The following is a 21,212-nucleotide window of genomic DNA, read 5'->3' as shown; positions in this document are numbered from 1 at the left end:
TTATTACGGATATCTTTTACTACCAGCGCCTACTACACCGATTTTATGGCGATAGGAGAGTTCGGCTCCAAACCAGCCAGAAATACTAGTTAAAGTACCCACAACTAGTGAGATGACAAGTCCCCAAGGTAAGATACGTGATTCAACATTACCTAGACGGATGAGAAAGTTGACGAGTGTTAAGACGAGGATAGAGACGTTAAGAATCAAATGCGCCCAGCCAGCTTGACGCTTGCGGACTCGTTCAATTTTCGTAAAGTCGCTGAGTCCGGTTAAGGCGGCGATCGCACCTCCGGCTAATCCTAAGCCAATTAACCACATCGAAGCCCTAGCCCAGAAGAAATCTTTGGTTAACCAATAGCCAAAGTCGCTTCCCAACGCAGCAGCTAAAAAGGCGATGGGGAAAATCACAGTTAAAGGGTGGAGGGGATGACCGGCGATCGCAACTGTACTGGGTACGCCGCTATCATTATATTCGCGATCGTCACTTTCAATAATTGGGGGAATATTCGGAAATGGTGTCGAGGTTGTTTGTGTATTCTCTGTAGTTTCCATTCTTGTATTACCTTACTTTACAACTTTACTTCTCAGTGGAAGGGATTTGCTCAACATAAGCTTGAGCTTGAAGAATTAGTTTGCCTGGTTCTACATTTAAACTCTTAACTTGTAAGGTCATTCCTTCCAAGTCAAAGTTGCTTAAATTCAGAAGTTCACTGGTTTGATTGACCAAAGCTTTTGTGAGTTCTGGCGATATTTCCTCACCTTGACCATATTCAACATTTTCTAAAGAAACAGTTTTTCCATTTCCACTAATACGGGGTACTGCTTCAAAAGCAACTTGGTGATTTTCACCGGGTTCTCCTAGAATAATGTTGGCATTAATGGCAACTTTTCCCTCACCAGGTAGGCGAAAATCTACTTTTTTGGGGTTAATTTTTGTCGCTTTACCATTAACTTGGATTTGCTGATTTTGTAGTTGAAAACGAACATAATCAGAATTAAAGGCACGGTTAATATCGGCTTCAGTTAACACAACTCTCGCACTGCCAACAGTCGGCTTTGTCAGTTCAATTTTGCCAAATGCAACACTCAAAGGATTAATGGCGACGCTTTGGATTTGCATATCCATTTCCTCCACTCGGAGGTCTTTTTGCATCACCATACCTTCTCCTTCAATGGAGACTGAATCTACCTGTCCCTGAACCAATTTGAGCGGATCAGTTTTGATGTTAACATCTAAATTTTCTACTTCATCTAATTGACTAGATAAACCTACTTCTGCTGCTTTATTTAGGGCTTGCTCTCCTAGTCCAGGACTTTCCGGCATTATTAATTAATCTCCTATTTGACCTCGCCAATTTTAAATTTTGGATTGTTTTTTTGATTAAAATTAAGACTGCTTATTTGCAATCCTAATTTCAATCTACAATCTAAAATTCCTATCAATCACAAATCACTGGCTTTAAAAGCCAAAATTATTTGACCATCTGTGAGACAATCTAGAAAATCCGCAATAAAAATTTATCTATCTAGCGGTGGACTAAAAATTTAGTTCCTCTCTATCTAAAAGTAGAAGTATTAATTTATGAGTAACTTTTTTGCGTTTTCTACCTGAAGTTACTCAGGTAATCACTCAAAAGAAAGAGGGAAGGATTCTCAGCAATATGCAAACTTGATATTAGTGACAAATAATAATACTTTCCTGAGGAGAACTGAAGAATGGTAGTTAGTTTAGATGATACTAAACGTAATGCAATTGCTGTTAAATTGGCAGATATAAAAGCTCTGCAACAGTTAGTTCTAGATAATGAACAACAACTTTTACAGCAAGGTCTTGATGCTGAAGTTTCCGATCGCATCCGGGATTTCATCAAAGACGATCAAAAAAACTTGGGTATTTTAGAAACTGTCATCGGTCAGTATGGTATCCAAGCTAAACCCAGACAAACAGTCCAACAATTTATTGATAGAGCTCGCCAATTGTTCCAAGGTTCCGAACTCAGCTTGTATGAGAAGGTGTCTCAGCATGAATTGCTGAAGCATCAAATAGTCATGAGTGGCTTGATTGTTCACAAGGCTGCGCAAAAAGTTGGTGCTGACGTGATGTTGGCAATTGGGCCTTTGAATGCGATTAACTTTGAAAACCGCGCTCACCAAGAGCAGCTCAAAGGTATTCTGGAAATCTTGGGCGTTCGCGAACTCACTGGACAAGAAGCAGACCAAGGTATTTGGGCAAGAGTTCAAGATGCTTTGGCCGCAGTTAGTGGTGTAGTTGGTAGTGCAGTTACCCAAGGTAGTGATAAAAAGGATATGAATATCCAGGATGTCATTCGTTTGGATCACAACAAGGTAAATACTCTGTTCACTGAACTGCTGCAAAGCAACGATCCGCAAAAAATCCAAGAGTACTTCGGGCAAATTTACAAGGATTTAACAGCTCACGCTGAAGCTGAAGAGGAAGTTGTTTATCCCAGAGTGCGTGCTTTCTACGGTCAGAATGACACCCAAGAACTGTTTGATGAACAAGCCGAAATGAAGCGGATGTTAGAACAAATTCAGGGTATTAGTCCCTCTTCACAGCAGTTCAAGGATAGAGTTAAACAGCTGATGGATGCAGTTGGCGATCATATCCGTCAAGAAGAAAGCACAATGTTTGCAGCTATTCGCAATAACTTGAGCAGCGAACAAACTGAGCAATGGGCTACTGATTTCAAAGCTGCTAAGAAGAGAATTCAAGAAAGACTTGGCGTTGTCAGCGAAGCCAATGTGTAATCGGTGATTAGATTTTCTCTAGAGGTTAGTAAAGGTTAGTTAGAGTTGTACACTCCCAGCATTTAGATGTTGGGAGTTTTTATTTATAAATTTTTGTAGACTTCATCATCGTTTCGCTTCCCTACTCTAAACACATCGACTAATTGAGTCTCGTCATCGATAGTGTAAAGAATCCTGAATTCACCAGACTCCACACGATAACCACCCTCATAACCTTTGAGAGATTTATAGTCTTGCGGCCTAGGATTACCTTGGAGCGATAAGATTTTTGATACTACCTGCTTAAACTGTTTAGCCTGTAACTCCAGCAAATCTTTTTCTGCTGTCTTGGCAATCCTCAATGTATAACGCTCACTCATCACCGTGCTTGGCAATGATTGCTTCTATGGTGGTAAATCCTTCATTTTGATTGATGGCACGACTTAGGGTAGCTGAGTCCAGGGCATCTTCAATCGCTTCCAACAATTTGAGATCTTCAAGATTGATAATTGCGACAACAGCTTTACCATGACGCTCAATCAAAATACGTTCTTTGCCGTATTCAGCACGATTAATTAACTCTGGTAAATTAGCACGAGCTTCAGTTGCACTAACAACATCCATAATATTTGGCTATTTTGTACAAATTAATCATATTGTACAAAATCTTCCATTGATTCAGCACTACTCACAAGGTTTTATAGGTTGCTTCAACTTGATTACCTTAGTTGAAGCAAAACAGGAATCAGCAATTAAATCAAGTTTGACTATTGTGCCAGTATTTATACGCAGCATATGCCATTGTGACGACACCGGTGATAATGGCAGTTTCATCAACCTCAAATTCGGGGTGGTGTAATGGGTGGTTGATAATTCTTTCTTTGTAGCCTACACCTAAGCGAAACATAGAACCGGGGGCGTGTTCTAAATAAACAGAAAAATCTTCTGCGCCCAGGGAGGGTTCAGGTAAGACTTGGACGCGATCGCTACTCCAAGCTTCTTCTCCGACTGATTGTAATAATTGAGTTAGGGCATAATCATTTTGTACACTGGGTACGCCCTGGTGATAATTGACTTGATAACGAGCGCCATAGGAATGGCAAACACTAGCGACAATGTTTTCAATCCAGTTGGGGAGTTGGGCGCGGGTTTCGGGATGAAGCGATCGCACTGTTCCCAACAACCGGACTTTATCTGCAATCACATTCGGCGCTCTGCCACCGTTAATTTGCCCTATGGTCAATACTACAGGACGTAGAGGATTTTGTGTCCGGCTAATTGCTTGCTGTAGAGCCGTTATTACTTGGGAGGCAATCCAAATTGCATCAACTGCTTCATGGGGACGTGCACCATGTCCAGATTCACCAATAATCAAAATTTCTAAATCATCTGCTGCTGCTGTCAATGCGCCATAACGCACGCCAATTGACCCTGCGGGGATGGAAGGAAAAACATGTACCCCTAATATCGCTGAGACATTTTTCATCGCCCCATCTTCTACCATCCAACTAGCCCCTTGAGCAATTTCCTCTGCTGGCTGAAATAAAAATCGGATTCGACCACTCAACTCTTCTGCCATTTGGGATAGTATCATTGCTGTTCCTAACCCGACTGTAGTGTGGACATCGTGACCGCAAGCGTGCATTACACCTTCAGCGCGAGATGCATATTCTAAACCAGTGCGTTCTTGAATTGGCAAAGCATCCATATCAGTGCGAATTGCCAATAAACGCTCATCACTGCTATTAACACGCAGTTCTCCAATGACACCGGTTTTACCAATACCTTCCTGCACATGCAGACCGCTGGAAGACAACACACCTGCGACAAAGGCAGATGTTTGGTATTCTTGACCGCTGAGTTCTGGGTGCGCATGGATATGGCGACGGATTTCAATCAGACGAGGTGCTAACTTTTTGGCTAAGTCTTTGATCTGGTTCAGCATGAATTGATCGCAATTGACAGCTTTTTTCCCATGATAAAGAATTGGGAATTGGGCATGGGGGAGACACTGCATTGGTGTTAGCGTAGCGTAAAGCCTTCTCCTGTCGGAGATGCTACGCGCTAAGCGTTGGCGCAGCCTCTTGTAGAGAAGCTATGCCTACTCCCTACCCTCCTTCTATTTCTTTGGATTCACTTCTGTTTGTGTACCTTCTTGTAATGACCAGCCATAGGGTTTGTCTGAAGTGACCACACCATTAGCCAAGGTTGTCAACCGGAAATTCGCCCCCCGGAAATTGGTGAACAGTAATGTCGCACCTTTAAGGTTAGCCGCTTCTAAATTAGCGCTAATAAAGCCAGCATAAGAGAGATTGGCATTTTCTAATGATGCTGATTTTAAATTTGCACCAGTGAAAGAGACACCAGTCAGATTGGCAGAAGTGAGAATAGCAGTTTCTAAGTCAGCCCCAGTAAGATCGCCATATGTGAGGTTCACTTGCGATAAATTGGCTGCTCTCAAGTTAGCTCCGCGTAAGTTGGCTCCAGTTAAGGCAACTTGAGTCAGGTCTGCACCACTTAAATCGCACCGGGGACAACTTTTTGTTGCTTTCAATTGCTCTAAATCTTGCGGATTGAAGGCGAAGGCTTGTCCTGCTAGCCCAAAAAAAGCTAACAGGGTGAGGGTAGCAGTAATCTTGAGTTTCATATTTTTTAAGGATATTTACAAAGATGACATGTAATTACAGTTCTAGTTGAATACCTATTCTCTCGTTAGATACCGAAAGGTCAACCTGTGGTTCACACCCCAAGAGAGGCGGATTTTTGGGATTACAATCAAGTAAACGTTCGTAGACAAGGTATAACAACTATATTTATTGTCATACATAAGATATCCGAATTTTTCGGTAAATAACAGGTAATGAAGCGACAATGAAGAAGTTATAAAATTCTTATAAATTCGGGTGATTATACTACCCAAAATCAAATTTAGGGATTAGAATCGTGTCGTAACGAACTATACTGAACCTTTTATAGACTACCACATATGCGATCCCCTTAGCTCGACGATTGGAAGCAGCTAGGGGGATTTTAAATTTTGGGGCTTTGTTTAATGACAAGGAGAACAAGGCAGACAAAGAGAAATAATCAATGCCCAATGCCCAATGCCCAATGCCCAATGCCCAATGCCCAATGCCCAATATTTAACGCCAGCCTAAGAAGCGCAAACCAGGTACGATTAAGTAATAAGTGACTCCTAACCAGAAGCTCATCAAGATGCCTTCCAAGGCAAAGAAAATGCTAGGTATTAATACTTCATACCATTGGGGCGGGCTAGAAAATTGGAAGATAGTTGGCACAATGTTTAAGCGAATTGCCGCAGCAAATAACAGTGCAGTGCCTAAAGAAGCAATGACAGCATAAACTATACGATGGCTACGCAGTCCTAAGCTCAAGGTAAGCAAGAAAACTGCGAAGACAATTGAGATAACTAATCCTTCATTACTGTTTGTGGGTATGGTTAGTTGCAAAATTAACCAGGCTAAACTGTAACTGATTGTACCCATGAGCGATACTACTAAAAACCTTCGCCGCTGGGCAAAACCGCCTGCTACTGTTAGTCCCCATGCGGTTCCGAGTCCGGCGATCGCAAATACTAAAACTTCGGCTAGCGATACTGTTTGGTTATCGGGAAACAGCCCTGGTAGCTGAGTTAAAATCTGTTGGGCGATGCGATCGCCTAAAATTGTCCGATAAGCTAAAAAGAACCCAGCAATTGTACCGAGAACTGCACCAGTTCCCGTCAGTATCATTGCCCACATAGTGATTAAACAAGCGAGAAGGAACTGACCAATTGTTTTGAAAATTAATACTGTAGTTTTACTTACAGCACGGGTAAATTTGCTGACAATGTTATCTACTGCTTCGACTAGCAGCGTCCACCTGAGTGATGCTTGCTGAAGAGTATTTTGAAGAAAAACTGATAACCCTTGGGGTGAGGAGACTTGAGTGATTTTGGTTAAGCGTCTTTGAATGATTTTGGCATTTAAAGGACGCGATCGCACATCTTCCTGTACCATGTCATCTATTAAATCTGCCAATCTGGAGTTAACATTTACCCGATTGCGCCATTGCAATAACCCAGTTTGCGGATCTTCCAATTCTGGCGGATATTTACCTGTGAGTAATTCAATCATTGTCCGCCCCAAGGCATAAAAATCCGCACTTGGCCCCACATTACCGCCGATAACTTGTTCTGGTGGGCTATAACCGGAAGAAAATAACCGCGTAGAACTGGATTGCGATCGCACTTTCGCCGGACTAAATTGTTTTGCGCCGCCAAAATCAATCAATACTAGCTGATTTCCCCCATTTCCTTGGCCAGTTATTGGTTTAGTTGCTGCTGGGGAACGTAACATTAAATTAGAAGGTTTAATATCCCGATGGAGAATCTGGCGTTTGTGCAATTCCTGTAAAATTTGTACAGTTTGAGTCAACCAATTTACTACCAGATTTTCTGGACAGCCTTGAGGATAAGTTTTTAGTACTTCCTCTAAAGTCTGACCATTTATTTTTTCCATCACCAAACAATGCAGTTGGCGTGGTTGGGGATTAGATAAATTTAGTAAAAAATATCCATCAGCCTCTACTCTAGGGACACCTGGATGGCGTAAACTACTTAAAACATCAGCTTCTTGTCTAAACAAGTCCAGCGCCTTGGCTGAACTTTCCACCAAAACCTTCAATACCTTTTCTGTTCGGGTTTTTTCATCCCAAACTGTATAAATTTGGGCAAATCCTCCCGCACCTAAAGGCTGGATTGGTACATAACGATCTAACAACTGTAACGGCGCGCCACAGTTGTTGCAAAATTTGTTTCCCCAAGGTTGAGGATAGGGACGTTGGCAATCTGGATTTATGCAGTGAACCGCACTCTGAGTGTTGTGAAACACAACCGCTAACATACAAAGGCTGACTCGATTTTAGCGTTTATTGTAGTTTGTAGTTAGAACTTGCCACAGATTGCACTCAACCAGCTTTGAGAAATGCCTATCTGTTCGTCGGAGACGTTGGCGAAGCCATCGGAGGAAATCTCTGCTCAGACTTTTCGCTGCGCCTCTGCGGTTAAATAAATGATTTATCAACCGCAGAGTGCGCAGAGAGGAAAGCCGAGATTTTTTCAGGAATTACGAATTACACTGTCCGTCCCAAATTAAGGGGAAAGCATAATCGGAAAATGAAGATAAATCCTGACTATCGCTGCGGCTTTCTTGATCCAAAACTTTGACAACTTTGTTATATATATCTTCTGCTTGTTGCAATGAATCACCGATGCTAGTTAATCCCAATTTGCCAAATTGAGAAAGACAACCCATGAGATGAAATACTGTACCTGTCTCAGTGCAACTATCAAAGTGCAATCTATGGTGGGCAATAATATCCATTAAATCGTTGGGTAATAATCCTTGATAGCGGTCTTTTTGTAAGTTATCGGTGGCGATGTAGTATTTCGGACGACCTTGTTGACTGTAAAATAATCCTGTAGATAGGTCATACCGCCCATTAGTTAATAATTTTAGGGTCATGAATGGGTGAGTAGTACCGCCTTTACGCAGGTTAATTTCAATCGCCTGAATATCCCAATGGCCATTTTCTTGCTCTACGGCGATAAAATCTACACCAAATCTTTCTAAAGCTCCTTTTTCTGCCAGTTTTTTGCCAACTTTTAAGCCTAAGTGCTGCAATTCCAAGCGGTAGCTGTCATCTGCGGGAAAGCGACAACCGAGATAAATTTGACCGTCGGGGCCTCCTAAAATTTGGTCGTGGGTGGAGAGAATTTCGATTTCGCCTGTGGGTGTAATGCGTCCTTGGACACTAGGCGATCGCTTATTTTCTCCTTCCACAAAAGCCTCGACAATGGCTCCTAATTCACCGATGCGCCCGGAAAAGTTAGCCCAAGTTTCTTGGGATGCTTGAAAGCGCATAGTTACAAAGCGATCGCTAATTGCGGCGACTCGGTTAGCACTAGGAGCTTTTCCTGGTGCTACATTCATAATCGGTCGTAAATCTAGCAAGGCGTTTCCCTCACCGGAAATTCCTTCATTGAGTTTGACTACCATTCTTTGTAATGTCGGTTGGCGTTCCCACAAATCGCTAGCAGCTTGTGCTAAATCTTGAGCATTCCATAGCCTTTGACTACCATCTGGATGGGGTACGCCGCTTTCTGCAAATATCTGGCGACTACCACTTTTTGATCCCCAAATTTGCAAATCTGGCGCAGCTGCATATAGAGGTACACCCAATCTTAACGATAATTCTGCTTCCAAAGATGTGGAGTTGTAGCAAACCATAAAGGCTTGTTCGTGTCGCAATGCTTGACGAATTCTCTCTAGCAAACGCGGACGTTCTAAAATTTTTTGACTCAGGGGTTTGAGCGAAGAATCATAAGTAGAAAGTAACAGTAACCGATTGCGAGCGTGGGAAAAAGGAATTCCTGGTAACAGTTGCAGATAGTAATCAATAATACTTGGATGCAGCGGCATTGATGTTACATAAATTAACCGAGTCCGGGGGTTTCGCAACCGCATCAAAGAAAATAATAATCGTTCTTCATAATGTTCGCAGCCTTCTACTTTTTGTAGTTCCCGCTGGTCAATACTCAAGGAAGGAATAATTAAAATATCCGCCTCGCTGTTGTCAAACAGTTCAATAGTTTTCCAGCGTTCGCGCAAAGTTGATTGCAGACGACGAAACTTATCAACTCCATCTAGCTCTGACACATTTACTGTTAACATAACCCCTTTCCTGTCTTGATTACAAGACTATATTATTAATATCTTACATCTTGACGATTGCCGATAATACAAATAAAAATAACTAAAAAAGTTGAAAATTTGAAATCATGACAACGGCTGATTTTTCTTTTATATTTCTTAATTTATCTGTATATTTCTTATGAATATACCAGCCGTCTGATTATCTTATGTCCTTCTCATTGCCGATGAAAAATAATCACTAATATTGCATCAATCTTACAAACGAGTCTTCAAGCAGATTGGTGATTATAGTTAAGGTATTTATTTAACATAATTAAGCTTTGTTAATATCCTCACTGGGAGGTATTTTGAAAACAATGGGATTAACTATTCATTATCAATTGAGTTTAAATAATGCAACTCTTAGCCAAGCGAGAGAAAAAGCGATCGCTTTATGAGGTTGTCAATAGTCACATCACTTCGATTTGAATTCAAAATTTTCTGCGCCTAGCGACGTGACTATTCCCCGCATCTCCATTCAAACTTTAATCGCTGCTTCCGAATTAACAGTTATGCAAGCATGAATTAAAGGTAACAATGGCCCTAATTGTTCTTGTCCGTTGACTGCTAAATCGCTATGACATAAGTAGACTTTCTCGGATACGCGGGAAAGTAAATCGGTTAAAATCCTTTGCAATCTTTGCTCTTCGGCTGATTTTTCATCTTCTGCTGTCCAAGGCGCACCTAATCTTCCTTGTAAAAAGAACGGTGCGCCATATAATGTAGCTGCACCACCTTTCGCCCAAAGTGGGGAACTAGCATCTAACCAAAAATGCCAACGATGAAATCTCCGGCTAGAACGGTATTGAAAGATGGTAGCTAATGTGACAGCTTTCCTGGCGGGGCCGATGGGGCGTAAAGGATAGGGGTTGGCGGTAATTGTACCCCGGCGCAGCAGTTGGATAAATTCGGCAATGGTGGATTCAACAGGGCTGAGTGCAGGTAATTTACTCTGGCTTTGTTGCAATCTGGTGTTAATTTCCCAGTAATGTTGGGCGGTTTCTAATAATTCCCGCAAGGCTGCTAGTTGATCGTAAGGCGGGTTATTGTCTTTACAAAGAAAGTCTTGAATTGCTAGGTATAGCAGGGAAATTGGGCTAGGAATTAATCGCTGTTCTTGTTGCGATCGCTGTTTTTCAATCCACTGTAATATCTCGTTATATGCGGTAGTCGCTGCATAGCCAATGCGATCCCAACGTTCAAAGGTGGTGACTGGTAGCAAATTTGGGCGTTCTGGGTGCGGTTCAAAGCAGTAATCAGCGATTAAGCCAGCGCGTACCGGATCGATGTCTGTGCTGAGTTCAGAGGAATCGGCTGGTTTTTGTCTGCGACTTAATACCACCAGCATCTCGGCTACAGCATCTCGGTCTACTAAGCGTCCTAAACCAGGATAAACTAGAGCCAGCATGGTAAGTAATGCCCTAATTGCCGGCGAACTAATTAAGGGGCGTTGATCGTTGAGGGGTTCTACGGGGATATTTTGTTTGTTGAGGATTTCGATTAAGGTATAACGAGCGATCGCATCTAAACCAGGTGCAATGATAGCTACTTCTTGTGGTTCTACTTCCCCCGATTTAATCGCCTTGATCATGATCTCGGCAGTTTGTCGCAATAATTCGGCACGGGAAGTAGTTTCAATTGACTGTACTGTTTCTGGTAAGCTCAACATTACCATTGGTTGGGTGGCTAATTCTAGCATTTGGCTTGCCAAGTTAATGGCTAAGGATTCTCTAGGCGGGCCGATTAAGCTTTCTACCTGACAACGGTTAGCTAATCCTTGTAAGTATTCGGGATCTGCGCCTAATCCCAAACGAATTCCACCTTCAGGATTGTAACTAAACGCGCCCACAGCACCTTGATTTAACAAGAACTCAAATAAGTTGCGGGCGATCGCGGGATAATCATCCACATCATCGGCTAATACTGCTTGATAACGTTTAGCTAAATGCTGTTGATAATGTTCATTAGGTAACAGATGGTGATTGTACAGTTCGGTAATAATGCCATAGGTGAGCAATCCTCGGTTTAAGCACCAATCGCGCCAATCTAGCAGCAAGGATGCGAGAAATTCCGGCTCTAAATTAATTGGGTTATCTGCCAATCCCCTTGCTAAAATTTCGGATATGCGATCGCATTTTTCACCGCTGTATGCTGCTAATTGCAATAAATCCAGAATCCGCCGCACCAGTCGATACTCACTCATTCCCGCCAATTTTAAAATTTCTGCGTCTAAATGCGATCGCCACAATTTAGTCGCTAGTTCCTGTTCGGTTTCTGGGCGTAACCTCACCGGAAATTGGGCGTTTAGCTGTAACGACTGAATCAGTAACGGCCAAAATAAAATCACTTCATCCTGAAAGAATCCTAAAGGTGTCTTCGCCCTTACCGGAAATTTACCAGATGTATCGGTAACAATTCTATCTCCCAATTCTCTGCGGTTATCATCATTAGCAGCTAATAGCAAAACTCCCGGTTCTGTCTGTCTAATTTCCCAGCTTTTCTGTACAAGGTTGCCTTTTTTTTTATTTTTGTGGTTAGTATAAAATGAGTCAATAGCCTGATGATGATTTTGTAACCAGTTGCATAACTGCTGAACTAAACGAGCAGTCTTACCACTACGGCTACCACCAACAATCCAAACCGAATCTAAAGCCACAAACCCTCTCCTTGTAGATTTGTTAGTATACTTCGTGCGTTAATTTAAGGTTAAGAATCACCAAATCATGCTGGATGATTGCCAACGATGAAAAACTCTGTTTTTGGTCAAAAAATTTACTCGTTTTTATTAGGGCTTTACCGATGGTACTTACGCACCCCAGAACGTTCCCTAGATGAAGCTTACAACGCAGCCTTAAAGATTAAAGAATTAGAAGATAAGCATTTTAATGGTAATAAAATAGACCCTAATTTAACACTGTACAGTAGCAATGTCATGGATTATTTCCAGGCAGATCTAAAGCAGCAATTAAAAATTGCCAAGATGCGACTTACAGAGTTTAAAAGTAGTCGTTGGTTTTTAAACGAAGTTAATCAAAAAGCTGCTCATGAAGCAGGTGTAGTATATCCAGAACTTTCATTAATTTTAGAAAAACTGAGATTCATCGACCAGGTTATCTCAAAATATAACTTTAATGAACTTAAACCAAACTCTTTAGCTATAGTCGATCAAACTCCTAATTCCCAAACTAATTTAACAATTAATCAACCAGTAACACCCAAACTAACGAATAACGTAGCGCCAAAGCCTCAGGGGAAAGCGAATACAACAGGCATATTACCAAGGTCAATTTTAAGTACTATTAGTCGGCTACAGGTTGAATTAGACCCTAATTCTGAACAAGATGTAGTTCAAAATTTTCGCCAAGCTCAACGCCGAACCATTATCTCTATTAGGTTTCTTTTATTATTAGTTATTGTACCACTTTTAACTCACCAATTAGCAAAAGCATTGATCGTGGGGCCGCTAGTTGAAAAATTTAGAGATTCGGAAACAGTGCAAATTTTTCTCAATCCGGAAATGGAAGAAGAAGCATTGGTAGAGTTAGAAAGATTTGAAGAGAAAATCAAATTTCAAAGTCTGATTAGCAACGCACCACCTCTATCGACTGAGGAAATAGAAATCCAGATACAGGAGAAAGCTAACGAGATTGCAGAGGAATTTCGGGAAGAAAGCGCCAATGCAATTAAAAATGTTTTCTCGGATATATTTTCTGTCGGTGCTTTTATTTGGCTGTTGTTAGTTAGCAAGCCTTCAATCACTATTATCAAAGAATTTTTTGATAATATAGTCTATGGCTTGAGTGATAGCGCTAAAGCATTTATTATCATTTTGTTTACAGATGTATTTGTCGGATTTCACTCTCCGCATGGTTGGGAAGTAATTTTAGAAGGCTTATCGCGCCATTGGGGATTACCAGCAAATCGAGATTTTATCTTTTTATTTATTGCCACTTTTCCCGTGATTTTAGATACAATTTTCAAATACTGGATTTTCCGCTATTTAAACCGAATTTCACCTTCGGCGGTGGCAACATATCATAATATGAATGAGTAAAGGGGCATTGGGCATTGGGCATGGGGCATTGATAATAAGATTTTTATATGCTGCTTCCTGTTTATCCTCTGTCCCTTACTCATTGAGTAGAGTTAAATGATTACTATTAAATGAAATTTAAGTTTATTTATTTCCTTAGTTTACCTGTTGTAATTTTAATCTTATTAGTCAGAATTCCTTTTGTGGGATATCGACAATTAAGTGCACCAGAATGTCAACTTAAAAAGTGGCATTTACCAGGATTATTAACTAAGAATGCTAGACAAAAAACACCAGCACTAATAGCGCGATCGCCTGTTACTTGTTGTCTAGAGGATGGCTCTTGTGTTGATGAGGCGATATATCAAGGGGAAAATGGTAAAATCGGGGATAAAAAGGCGCTGTTAACTTCTATCGATCGCAGTTTACGCTATCTGCAAACTGCTAGAGCAGATGCGGCTTATAAAAAGTATCAAATACCAGGAATTACACGCTATCGCGTTTACAAAAGTTTGCTGCGCTTTCGTCAATTGTTACTCACAACTAAATCTGCAACCGAACTACATCAGGCGATCGCTAAAGAATTTGTCTATTATCAGTCAATTGGTAGAGATAGCAAAGGTTCTGTGTTATTCACAGCCTATTACGAACCACTGTACACTGCAAGTCGCGTACCCACAGCAGAATACCGTTATCCGGTTTACAAAGCACCTCCCGATTTGGCTTCCTGGAGTTTACCCCACCCGACGCGCTTAGAATTAGAAGGTGCAGATGGTTTACAAGGTTCCAAGGGGAAATTACGAGGATTAGAATTATTTTGGTTTCGCGATCGCCTCGAACCATACATGGTACAAATTCAAGGTTCAGCAAAACTGCAATTAACTGATGGTACAAAAACCAGCATTGGTTACGCAGGTAATATCGCCTATAACTACAAAAGCATAGGTAGAGAATTGGCGAATGATGGAAAATTACCCTTAGAGGGGATGACTATGCCCATAATTCTCGATTATTTTCAAAAGTATCCCCAAGAATTAAATGTATATATTCCTCGCGATCCCAGCTTTGTCTTTTTTCAAGAAACAAAAGGCGCGCCAGCACAAGGTTCAATCGGACAACCAATCACCGCAGAACGTTCAATTGCTACAGATAAATCTTTAATGCCTCCCGGTGCTTTAGCATTAATTAGAGCTGATTTTCCTTTTCCTGATGATACAGGTAAATTAGAGCATCGAGTCGTCAGTCGTTACGTACTCGATCAAGATGCAGGCGGTGCAATTAAAGGTGCTGGGAGGGTTGATTACTTTTTAGGTACGGGTAAATTAGCAGGCGATCGCGCTGGTGTCACAGTCGGTAATGGACAATTATTTTATTTACTACTGAAACCACAAAAATAAATTTTTATCCTGATTCTCTGATGGGTAATATCTCGATAAATTTGCATACTAAGTATTATTTCAAAATTCATATAATTATCACAATAAGTATTTATTGCTAATTTATTTATTCTCCTAATTTTGGAACCAAATAAATAATTTCGCGTCATACCAATTTAAATGCATTTGCAGAATCGCTCACATAAAATGAGATGTATTTAACTAAATGCGTTCATTTTGCTGATGGCATTCATTATTTTATTACTTTATATTAGGGGTTAAAAGTGCTAAAAATTTTGGTAGATGCAGATTTAATTTTAGAAGCTTTAATGAATCGCCATAACTGTGTTGAAGATGTTGGTAAATTATTAGATATAATTCATCCTTTAATTCATGTATATATTACAGATGTTGGCTGGCAGAAAATCTATAACTATATTAGTTGTTTACAAAATCCGAAAGTTGCTAAATTAGTAGTTAATTGTTTACAAGAAAAAATCGAAATTTGCCCAATTGACAATCGAATTTTACAACAGGCAAGGGCATCAACTCTTAAAGATTTTGAATCTGCTGTTGAATTAGCTTGTGTCAGTCATCGTCACCTACATGCAATTGTTACTCACAAACGCGAAAATTTTGCCGATGCTCCCAATAAGTTTTGCATTTGGTCAACAGCAGATTTATGGGTAAGAGCCAATTTAGAACTTAAATATACATCTACCGAAAAGTTAATTCAGTAATAAAAATTGCTAATCTGTTAATATTCATTTTTGATGCAAGTGTATATAATTAGCCTGCTTATGCAGGTTTTTTTATTCAGTCCCAGGCTTCTAACTAGCAGGCTGCAATATCTGATCTTACAGAGAATTGGTATAACCTGATTAAGGTAGCATTGACAAAAAATAGGTGAAAACTAACCGACTGACACAACAAATCGAATTTATTATTGAAATCGATAGCCTGAAGCAAGTGTTGCGCCAAACGCTCCTCACCGATGGATCGCGTCAAGAAAACAGTGCAGAACACTCTTGGCATTTAGCAATTATGGCTATGACATTAGCAGAATATGCTCCCGCAGAAGTTGATATCTTCCGCGCCATGAAAATGCTATTAATTCATGATTTGGTAGAAATTGATGCAGGTGATACCTTCTGCTATGATGTGCAAGCTAATTACAATAAAGCAGAGAAAGAATTACAAGCAGCAGCGCGGCTATTTGGAATTTTACCCACTGATATAGGTAACGAATTGCGTTTACTTTGGGATGAGTTTGAAGCGGGAATCACACCCACTGCTAAGTTTGCCGCAGCTTTAGATCGCATACAACCTCTACTACACAATCAGCAAACCCAAGGTGGTACTTGGCGCATTCATGGTATTACACGGGATCAAGTTATGAAACGAGTAGCACCCGTAGAAACAGGCGCACCAGAACTTTGGCCGTTTGTACTGCAATTAATTGATGATTGTGTAGCAGCAGGGTATTTGCAAATGGGTATAGGGCATAGGGTGTAGGGCATTGGGCATTGGGCATGGGTATAATTTATTTGCTTTCCCTAGCCCCTAGTCCCTAGCCTCTAGCCCCTAAAATCTCCTCCCACTCTAACTGAGTTAGGGGTTCTACAATTAATTCGATGTCAAAACAATAACTAGCAGCAGCCATTAAAGCTGTCATAATTACCTCCACATTTAAACTTGGAGGTAATTGCACTTGCGTCCAAGATTCTGCACCAAATATTTGGGTAAACAGTTCTGCATCCTGATGTAAGCGGATAGAACCATGTTGTAAAATTACCCCACCACGCCGCAGTTGAGCGCTACCAATGAGTTTAGCACCATTAGGTAAGATTAAATCTGCGCCTGTAGCTGTACCAAAACAGTTAGGGTTGTGAATATAACCGCGTCCAGCCGTACCGTATTGTAATTCTACGCCGAGCGATCGCCAACCTTGAATCAAAAACTCGCAAATTTTTTGGTATGCTTGCAGGCGATCGCCATTGAATCCCGATATAACCACAGCATAAGTTAAATCGCCTTGGTGTAAAACTGCTCTCCCACCAGTAGGGCGACGTACCACATCCAGTTTTCCACCTTGCCAAATTAGATTATCCCAAAATTGGGGATATTCGCGTTGATGATAACCCAGAGAAATAGCAGCTGGCGACCAAGTGTAAAATCGTAGCGTCGGGGGATGTTTTCCAGACTGGTGCTGTGCTAATAACCAGGAATCAATGGCCATTTGCACGTTACCAGCAGCTTTGAGCAAAGGAATTAGTCGCCAAACCTGCTTGCTATACATCAGAATTCTTCAAAGCGCAGTAAATTCAGATTGTAAAGCTTCGTCGTTATTATCCGCGAGCGTGGCGGCAATCGTAATTAATCGCGAAACTTCGCCAGGAGAGATTTCTGCTAAGGTGCGAGTAGAAATCACGACTACTTGGTTTTCAATAATTCCAAACCGAGCTTCCAGAGTGCTGGTACAGTTTAACTCTAATAAATGCCGTAATAATCTAGGTTCATCTTTCACAGGTAACTTCAGCACCGCAGACCAAACCGTTATGGTATCTTCATCACTAGTACCACTGAGCTGAACAAAGACTTCCACACTGCCGTATTTAAACTTCCAGAGATAATTACCATCTGGGTTACGGCTAACCATTGCGCTGTCATCTTGTTCCAAACTATCGATGACATTTTCAATTACTTCTATGTGGTTGATTGTCGCCGTTTCCACAATCAAATCGTTAACTTCGTAGCTGGTTAAGGTTTCTGGGTAGCTTGTCATACAGATTTTTTCCTGAAAATGGTTACTGTGTTATTTCCACCTACTTTATAACGCCAAAATCAGCTATTTAGAGCTTCCTAAAGTGATAGTCTGGTTTTCAGCCAGATCAAATTTGACTAGAGACACCTAGAAAAAGCGAGTCTATGTCCTCCATTTCCCAAACTGTGCAAAATCGCGATATTCGTCAGTTAGGTATTAATCCCAATCACTGGTATGTAGTTGCTCGCAGTAGTGAAGTCACAAATAAACCTATTGGTGTGGTACTTTGGCAACAGGCGATCGCACTTTATCGAGATAATCAGGGCACAGTCCACGCTTTAGAAGACCGTTGCCCCCATCGCCAAGTTAAACTCAGTCATGGGCAGGTTGTTGGTAGTGACTTAGAATGTGCCTATCATGGATGGCGGTTTGACTCATCTGGTGAATGTGCAGCCGTTCCCTACCTAGCAGAGAATCAAAAACTACCCAGTTGTAAAATTCGTTCCTACCCAGTCAAAGAACAAGACGGTTTTATCTGGTTGTTTCTGGGAGATAAAACACCAACAATAGAACCTCTGGGTTTACCAGAGTGGGATCATCTTAATTATATTGCCACCGTTTCAATTATTAATTGTCACGCTCATTATTCTTATTTAATTGAAAACCTGATGGATATGTATCACGGTCATTTACATCAGGATTTACAAGCTTGGGCAGAAGCAGCTTTACAAGATATCGATGAAGATAATCATTGCGTAGAAGCCCATTATACAGCCCAAAGTTATTACAAAATAGATAAAATTTGGTCTATCTCACAATTATTTTTTCCTGCTTTGCGTCGCTTACATCCTGAACCCTTAGATGTAAGTTATATTTATCCCCACTGGGCGTCAAAATTGGGACAAGATTTTAGAATCTACTGCTTACTTTGTCCCATAAATGAAACCCAAACCAAAGCTTATTTAGTACATTTCACATCATTAAATGCTTTTTGGCGGTTGCACAAATTACCAATTTGGTTTCGCCGTTTTGTTAAAAATAGCTTATTTGGTGCAGCCCAAAAACTACTTGATGGTTTAGTAGTTCAAGATGTCAAAATGATTGAAGAAGAACAGCAAGCCTATTTACAAAATCCCGATAGACGCAACTATGAATTAAATCGGGCTTTAGTCAGCGTGCAAAGACTGATGCGCACTCAGGTTGAGGATAATTCATAGGGATTTGCTTGCTAATACCCAACTATACAAATATTCTACCCTCAATGCCCAATGCCCAATGCCCCATTTTAAGATTAATTATTATTTTCCGATATCAGATTGGCTTGTACTGTTTAATTAGAGGCAAAATAGTTACTAGTATCCCCCAAATTTCAGTATGAGCTATTGCCTCAATCCCAATTGCCAAAACCCCACTTTTAACCCAGTGGATACAAAATTTTGCCTAATTTGCGGTACTAGTCTCCTATTGGATAATCGCTACCGAGCGACTGAGTTACTGGGTGCTGGCGGAATGGGGCGAAATTTCTTAGCGATGGACGAACGTACCCCATCGAAAAAGCGCTGTGTAATTAAGCAGTTCTTCCCAGCAGTTCAGATTGTCAATAACCCAACTGCATATCAAAAAGCAGTGGAACTATTTAACCGGGAAGCCGCAACCTTAGATACACTGGGGGATAATTTCAGTAAAATTCCGCGACTGTTAGCAAATATCGAACAAGACAAACGTTTGTATTTTGTGCAGGAATTTATCGACGGACAGAATTTGCTTCAAGAGTTGCAACAACAGGGAATTTATACTGAAACGCAAATTGTGCAACTCTTGACAGAATTGCTACCTACTCTGAAGTTCATCCATGAGCGCGGTGTAATTCACCGAGATATTAAACCAGAGAATATCATGCGTCGCCGCGATCGCGAACTGATATTGATTGACTTTGGTATCTCTAAAGAACTTAGCGGTACTGTCATGTCTATTGGTACCACTGTGGGAACTGTAGGATATGCGCCACCAGAACAAATGACCTATGGTGAATCCTATGCTGCGAGTGATATTTATGCTTTAGGTGCAACTTGTATTCATCTGCTCACTGGTACTTTTCCCAATTTACTTTACAATCCTCAACAGCAACGCTGGACATGGCGAGATGTGATGGCTGCTCAAGGAAAAACGGTGAGTCATCAACTAGGGCAGATTTTAGATAAAATGCTGCAACAAGATATTCGCCAACGCTATCAAACAGTAGATGCAGTTTTAACAGATTTACAAGTAAATCCCACCATCACAGTAACCACACCATTCAATATAGAAACCCCGCCCTCATCACCAAAAATTAATTACAAGTTAATAACTGGAATCGGGATTTTGATTACTCTAGTGCTAGGTTTTATCGGCTATAAGTTATTGCAATTTTCTACCCAGCCACAGTTAAGAAATACTCCCGCATTAGAAACTTCAAATTCTCCTGCTTCTGGCTCATTCGCTTCAGCATCCCAATACTATCAGCGTGGTAATGAACTACGACAACAAGGAAATAATCAAGCAGCGTTAGAACAATATAATAAAGCAATTGAACTTAACCCTAGATATATTGCTGCTTACAACAATCGAGGTAATGTACGCGATGATTTAGGTGATAAACAAGGCGCTATAGAAGACTACAATAAATCAATTGAAATTAACCCTAAATATGCTCTCGCGTACTACAATCGAGCCAGAATTCGCAGTGACTTAGGTGAAAAACAAAATGCTTTACAAGATTATAATCAATCAATTGAACTTGACCCAAACTATGCTTTTGCCTACTACGGTCGGGGTATTATTCATAATGATTTAGGTGACAAAAAAAGCGCTATACAAGACTATAATAAAGCCATAGAGCTTAACCCTAAATATCCTTCTTCTTATTATGCACGGGGTAATGTGCGCGATGATTTAGGTGATAAAAAAGGCGCTATACAAGACTATAATCAAGCAATAAAGCTTAACCCTAAATATACTTTTGCTTATTATACTAGAGGTAATGTTCGCAATGACTTAGGCGAAAAAGAAAGCGCTCTCCAAGATTACAATAAAGCAATTGAACTTAACCCGAAATATGTGGATGCGTACAACAATCGGGGTATAGTTCGTGAAGACTTAGGAGACAAACAAGGCGCATTAACAGACTATAATACAGCGATTAGGCTTGATTCTAAATATCCTAATGCCTACTACAATCGAGCTAATCTTCATAAAAATTCAGGCGACAAACAAAATGCTATTAAAGATTACAACTTAGCGGCTAGCCTCTATCAAGCACAGGGAAATACTAAATATTATCAATACTCTCTCGATAATATCAAAAAATTATCACAGTAAATTAAGTGAGTCTGTAATCGCATTAAATGAGATTACGAAAAGTCAATCGACTTGCAACCCTTAACCAATCAAAAATGACAAATGACAGCCCTCTTCTATCGGAAACACTACCCGTAGCTTGCTTCCCCAAAGGGGTACACCAGTTGTCTTTAATTGCGCCACCTGACTTAAATTAT

At 40.7% G+C, this 21,212-nt stretch carries 18 protein-coding genes; 7 read left to right on the top strand and 11 right to left on the bottom strand.

Going from position 1 to position 21,212, the window contains the following annotated elements:
* Positions 1–3 precede the first annotated feature (3 nt).
* Positions 4–555, bottom strand: coding sequence for a DUF2231 domain-containing protein (locus tag H6G41_RS03180; protein WP_190743549.1), 552 nt, complete (start codon positions 553–555; stop codon positions 4–6).
* 25 nt (positions 556–580) lie between these two features.
* Complete coding sequence (locus H6G41_RS03175; protein WP_190743547.1) at positions 581–1,327, bottom strand: DUF2993 domain-containing protein; 747 nt, start codon at positions 1,325–1,327, stop codon at positions 581–583.
* Positions 1,328–1,719: 392 nt separating this feature from the next.
* Between H6G41_RS03175 and H6G41_RS03170 the strand changes: the two genes are divergently transcribed.
* Positions 1,720–2,772 (top strand): hemerythrin domain-containing protein, encoded by a 1,053-nt coding sequence (locus H6G41_RS03170; protein ID WP_190743545.1) that lies wholly within the window; start codon positions 1,720–1,722, stop codon positions 2,770–2,772.
* A gap of 83 nt (positions 2,773–2,855) precedes the next feature.
* On the opposite strand, the gene H6G41_RS03165 is transcribed toward H6G41_RS03170, so the two are convergent.
* The 7 genes from H6G41_RS03165 to H6G41_RS03135 all read right to left on the bottom strand — a co-directional run bounded on the left by H6G41_RS03165 (position 2,856) and on the right by H6G41_RS03135 (position 12,162).
* Positions 2,856–3,131 (bottom strand): type II toxin-antitoxin system RelE/ParE family toxin, encoded by a 276-nt coding sequence (locus H6G41_RS03165; protein WP_190743542.1) that lies wholly within the window; start codon positions 3,129–3,131, stop codon positions 2,856–2,858.
* Entirely contained in the window at positions 3,124–3,375 is a 252-nt protein-coding gene (locus H6G41_RS03160) for a type II toxin-antitoxin system Phd/YefM family antitoxin (RefSeq protein WP_190743540.1), read from the bottom strand. The genes H6G41_RS03165 and H6G41_RS03160 overlap by 8 nt, the downstream gene beginning before the upstream one ends.
* Before the next feature lie 133 nt (positions 3,376–3,508).
* A complete protein-coding gene (locus H6G41_RS03155; RefSeq protein ID WP_190743538.1) occupies positions 3,509–4,696 on the bottom strand; it encodes a M20 family metallopeptidase in 1,188 nt (395 codons plus the stop codon).
* 174 nt (positions 4,697–4,870) lie between these two features.
* Positions 4,871–5,398, bottom strand: coding sequence for a pentapeptide repeat-containing protein (locus H6G41_RS03150; protein WP_190743537.1), 528 nt, complete (start codon positions 5,396–5,398; stop codon positions 4,871–4,873).
* A 496-nt stretch (positions 5,399–5,894) separates the two neighbouring features.
* Positions 5,895–7,655: a protein kinase gene (locus H6G41_RS03145; protein ID WP_190743535.1), complete on the bottom strand. Its 1,761-nt coding sequence runs from the start codon at positions 7,653–7,655 to the stop codon at positions 5,895–5,897.
* A 222-nt stretch (positions 7,656–7,877) separates the two neighbouring features.
* Positions 7,878–9,485, bottom strand: coding sequence for a peptide ligase PGM1-related protein (locus H6G41_RS03140; RefSeq protein WP_190743533.1), 1,608 nt, complete (start codon positions 9,483–9,485; stop codon positions 7,878–7,880).
* A gap of 499 nt (positions 9,486–9,984) precedes the next feature.
* Positions 9,985–12,162, bottom strand: a complete 2,178-nt coding sequence (locus H6G41_RS03135; protein WP_190743531.1) for a recombinase family protein — start codon at positions 12,160–12,162, stop codon at positions 9,985–9,987.
* 87 nt (positions 12,163–12,249) lie between these two features.
* Here H6G41_RS03135 and H6G41_RS03130 point away from each other — a divergent pair, with 87 nt between their 5' ends.
* The 4 genes from H6G41_RS03130 to H6G41_RS03115 all read left to right on the top strand — a co-directional run bounded on the left by H6G41_RS03130 (position 12,250) and on the right by H6G41_RS03115 (position 16,430).
* Positions 12,250–13,560, top strand: a complete 1,311-nt coding sequence (locus H6G41_RS03130) for a proton extrusion protein PcxA (RefSeq protein ID WP_374939407.1) — start codon at positions 12,250–12,252, stop codon at positions 13,558–13,560.
* Positions 13,561–13,670: 110 nt separating this feature from the next.
* On the top strand, positions 13,671–14,936 hold the full coding sequence (locus H6G41_RS03125; protein WP_190743527.1) for a murein transglycosylase A: 1,266 nt from the start codon (positions 13,671–13,673) through the stop codon (positions 14,934–14,936).
* Positions 14,937–15,199: 263 nt separating this feature from the next.
* Positions 15,200–15,655: a PIN domain-containing protein gene (locus H6G41_RS03120; RefSeq protein ID WP_190743525.1), complete on the top strand. Its 456-nt coding sequence runs from the start codon at positions 15,200–15,202 to the stop codon at positions 15,653–15,655.
* 166 nt (positions 15,656–15,821) lie between these two features.
* Complete coding sequence (locus H6G41_RS03115; RefSeq protein ID WP_190743523.1) at positions 15,822–16,430, top strand: HD domain-containing protein; 609 nt, start codon at positions 15,822–15,824, stop codon at positions 16,428–16,430.
* A 55-nt stretch (positions 16,431–16,485) separates the two neighbouring features.
* On the opposite strand, the gene H6G41_RS03110 is transcribed toward H6G41_RS03115, so the two are convergent.
* Both H6G41_RS03110 and H6G41_RS03105 read right to left on the bottom strand, forming a co-directional pair.
* Entirely contained in the window at positions 16,486–17,214 is a 729-nt protein-coding gene (locus H6G41_RS03110; RefSeq protein WP_190743521.1) for a biotin/lipoate A/B protein ligase family protein, read from the bottom strand.
* Positions 17,215–17,223: 9 nt separating this feature from the next.
* On the bottom strand, positions 17,224–17,700 hold the full coding sequence (locus H6G41_RS03105) for a YbjN domain-containing protein (RefSeq protein ID WP_190743519.1): 477 nt from the start codon (positions 17,698–17,700) through the stop codon (positions 17,224–17,226).
* 143 nt (positions 17,701–17,843) lie between these two features.
* Here H6G41_RS03105 and H6G41_RS03100 point away from each other — a divergent pair, with 143 nt between their 5' ends.
* Together H6G41_RS03100 and H6G41_RS03095 are read left to right on the top strand one after the other, a co-directional pair.
* Complete coding sequence (locus tag H6G41_RS03100; protein WP_190743517.1) at positions 17,844–18,896, top strand: aromatic ring-hydroxylating dioxygenase subunit alpha; 1,053 nt, start codon at positions 17,844–17,846, stop codon at positions 18,894–18,896.
* A gap of 157 nt (positions 18,897–19,053) precedes the next feature.
* A complete protein-coding gene (locus H6G41_RS03095; RefSeq protein ID WP_199316011.1) occupies positions 19,054–21,036 on the top strand; it encodes a tetratricopeptide repeat protein in 1,983 nt (660 codons plus the stop codon).
* Positions 21,037–21,212: the final 176 nt, after the last annotated feature.

The sequence above is a fragment of the Tolypothrix sp. FACHB-123 genome (assembly GCF_014697075.1).
GTDB lineage: Bacteria > Cyanobacteriota > Cyanobacteriia > Cyanobacteriales > Nostocaceae > Aulosira.
This window is presented reverse-complemented; position numbering and strand designations above follow the sequence as displayed.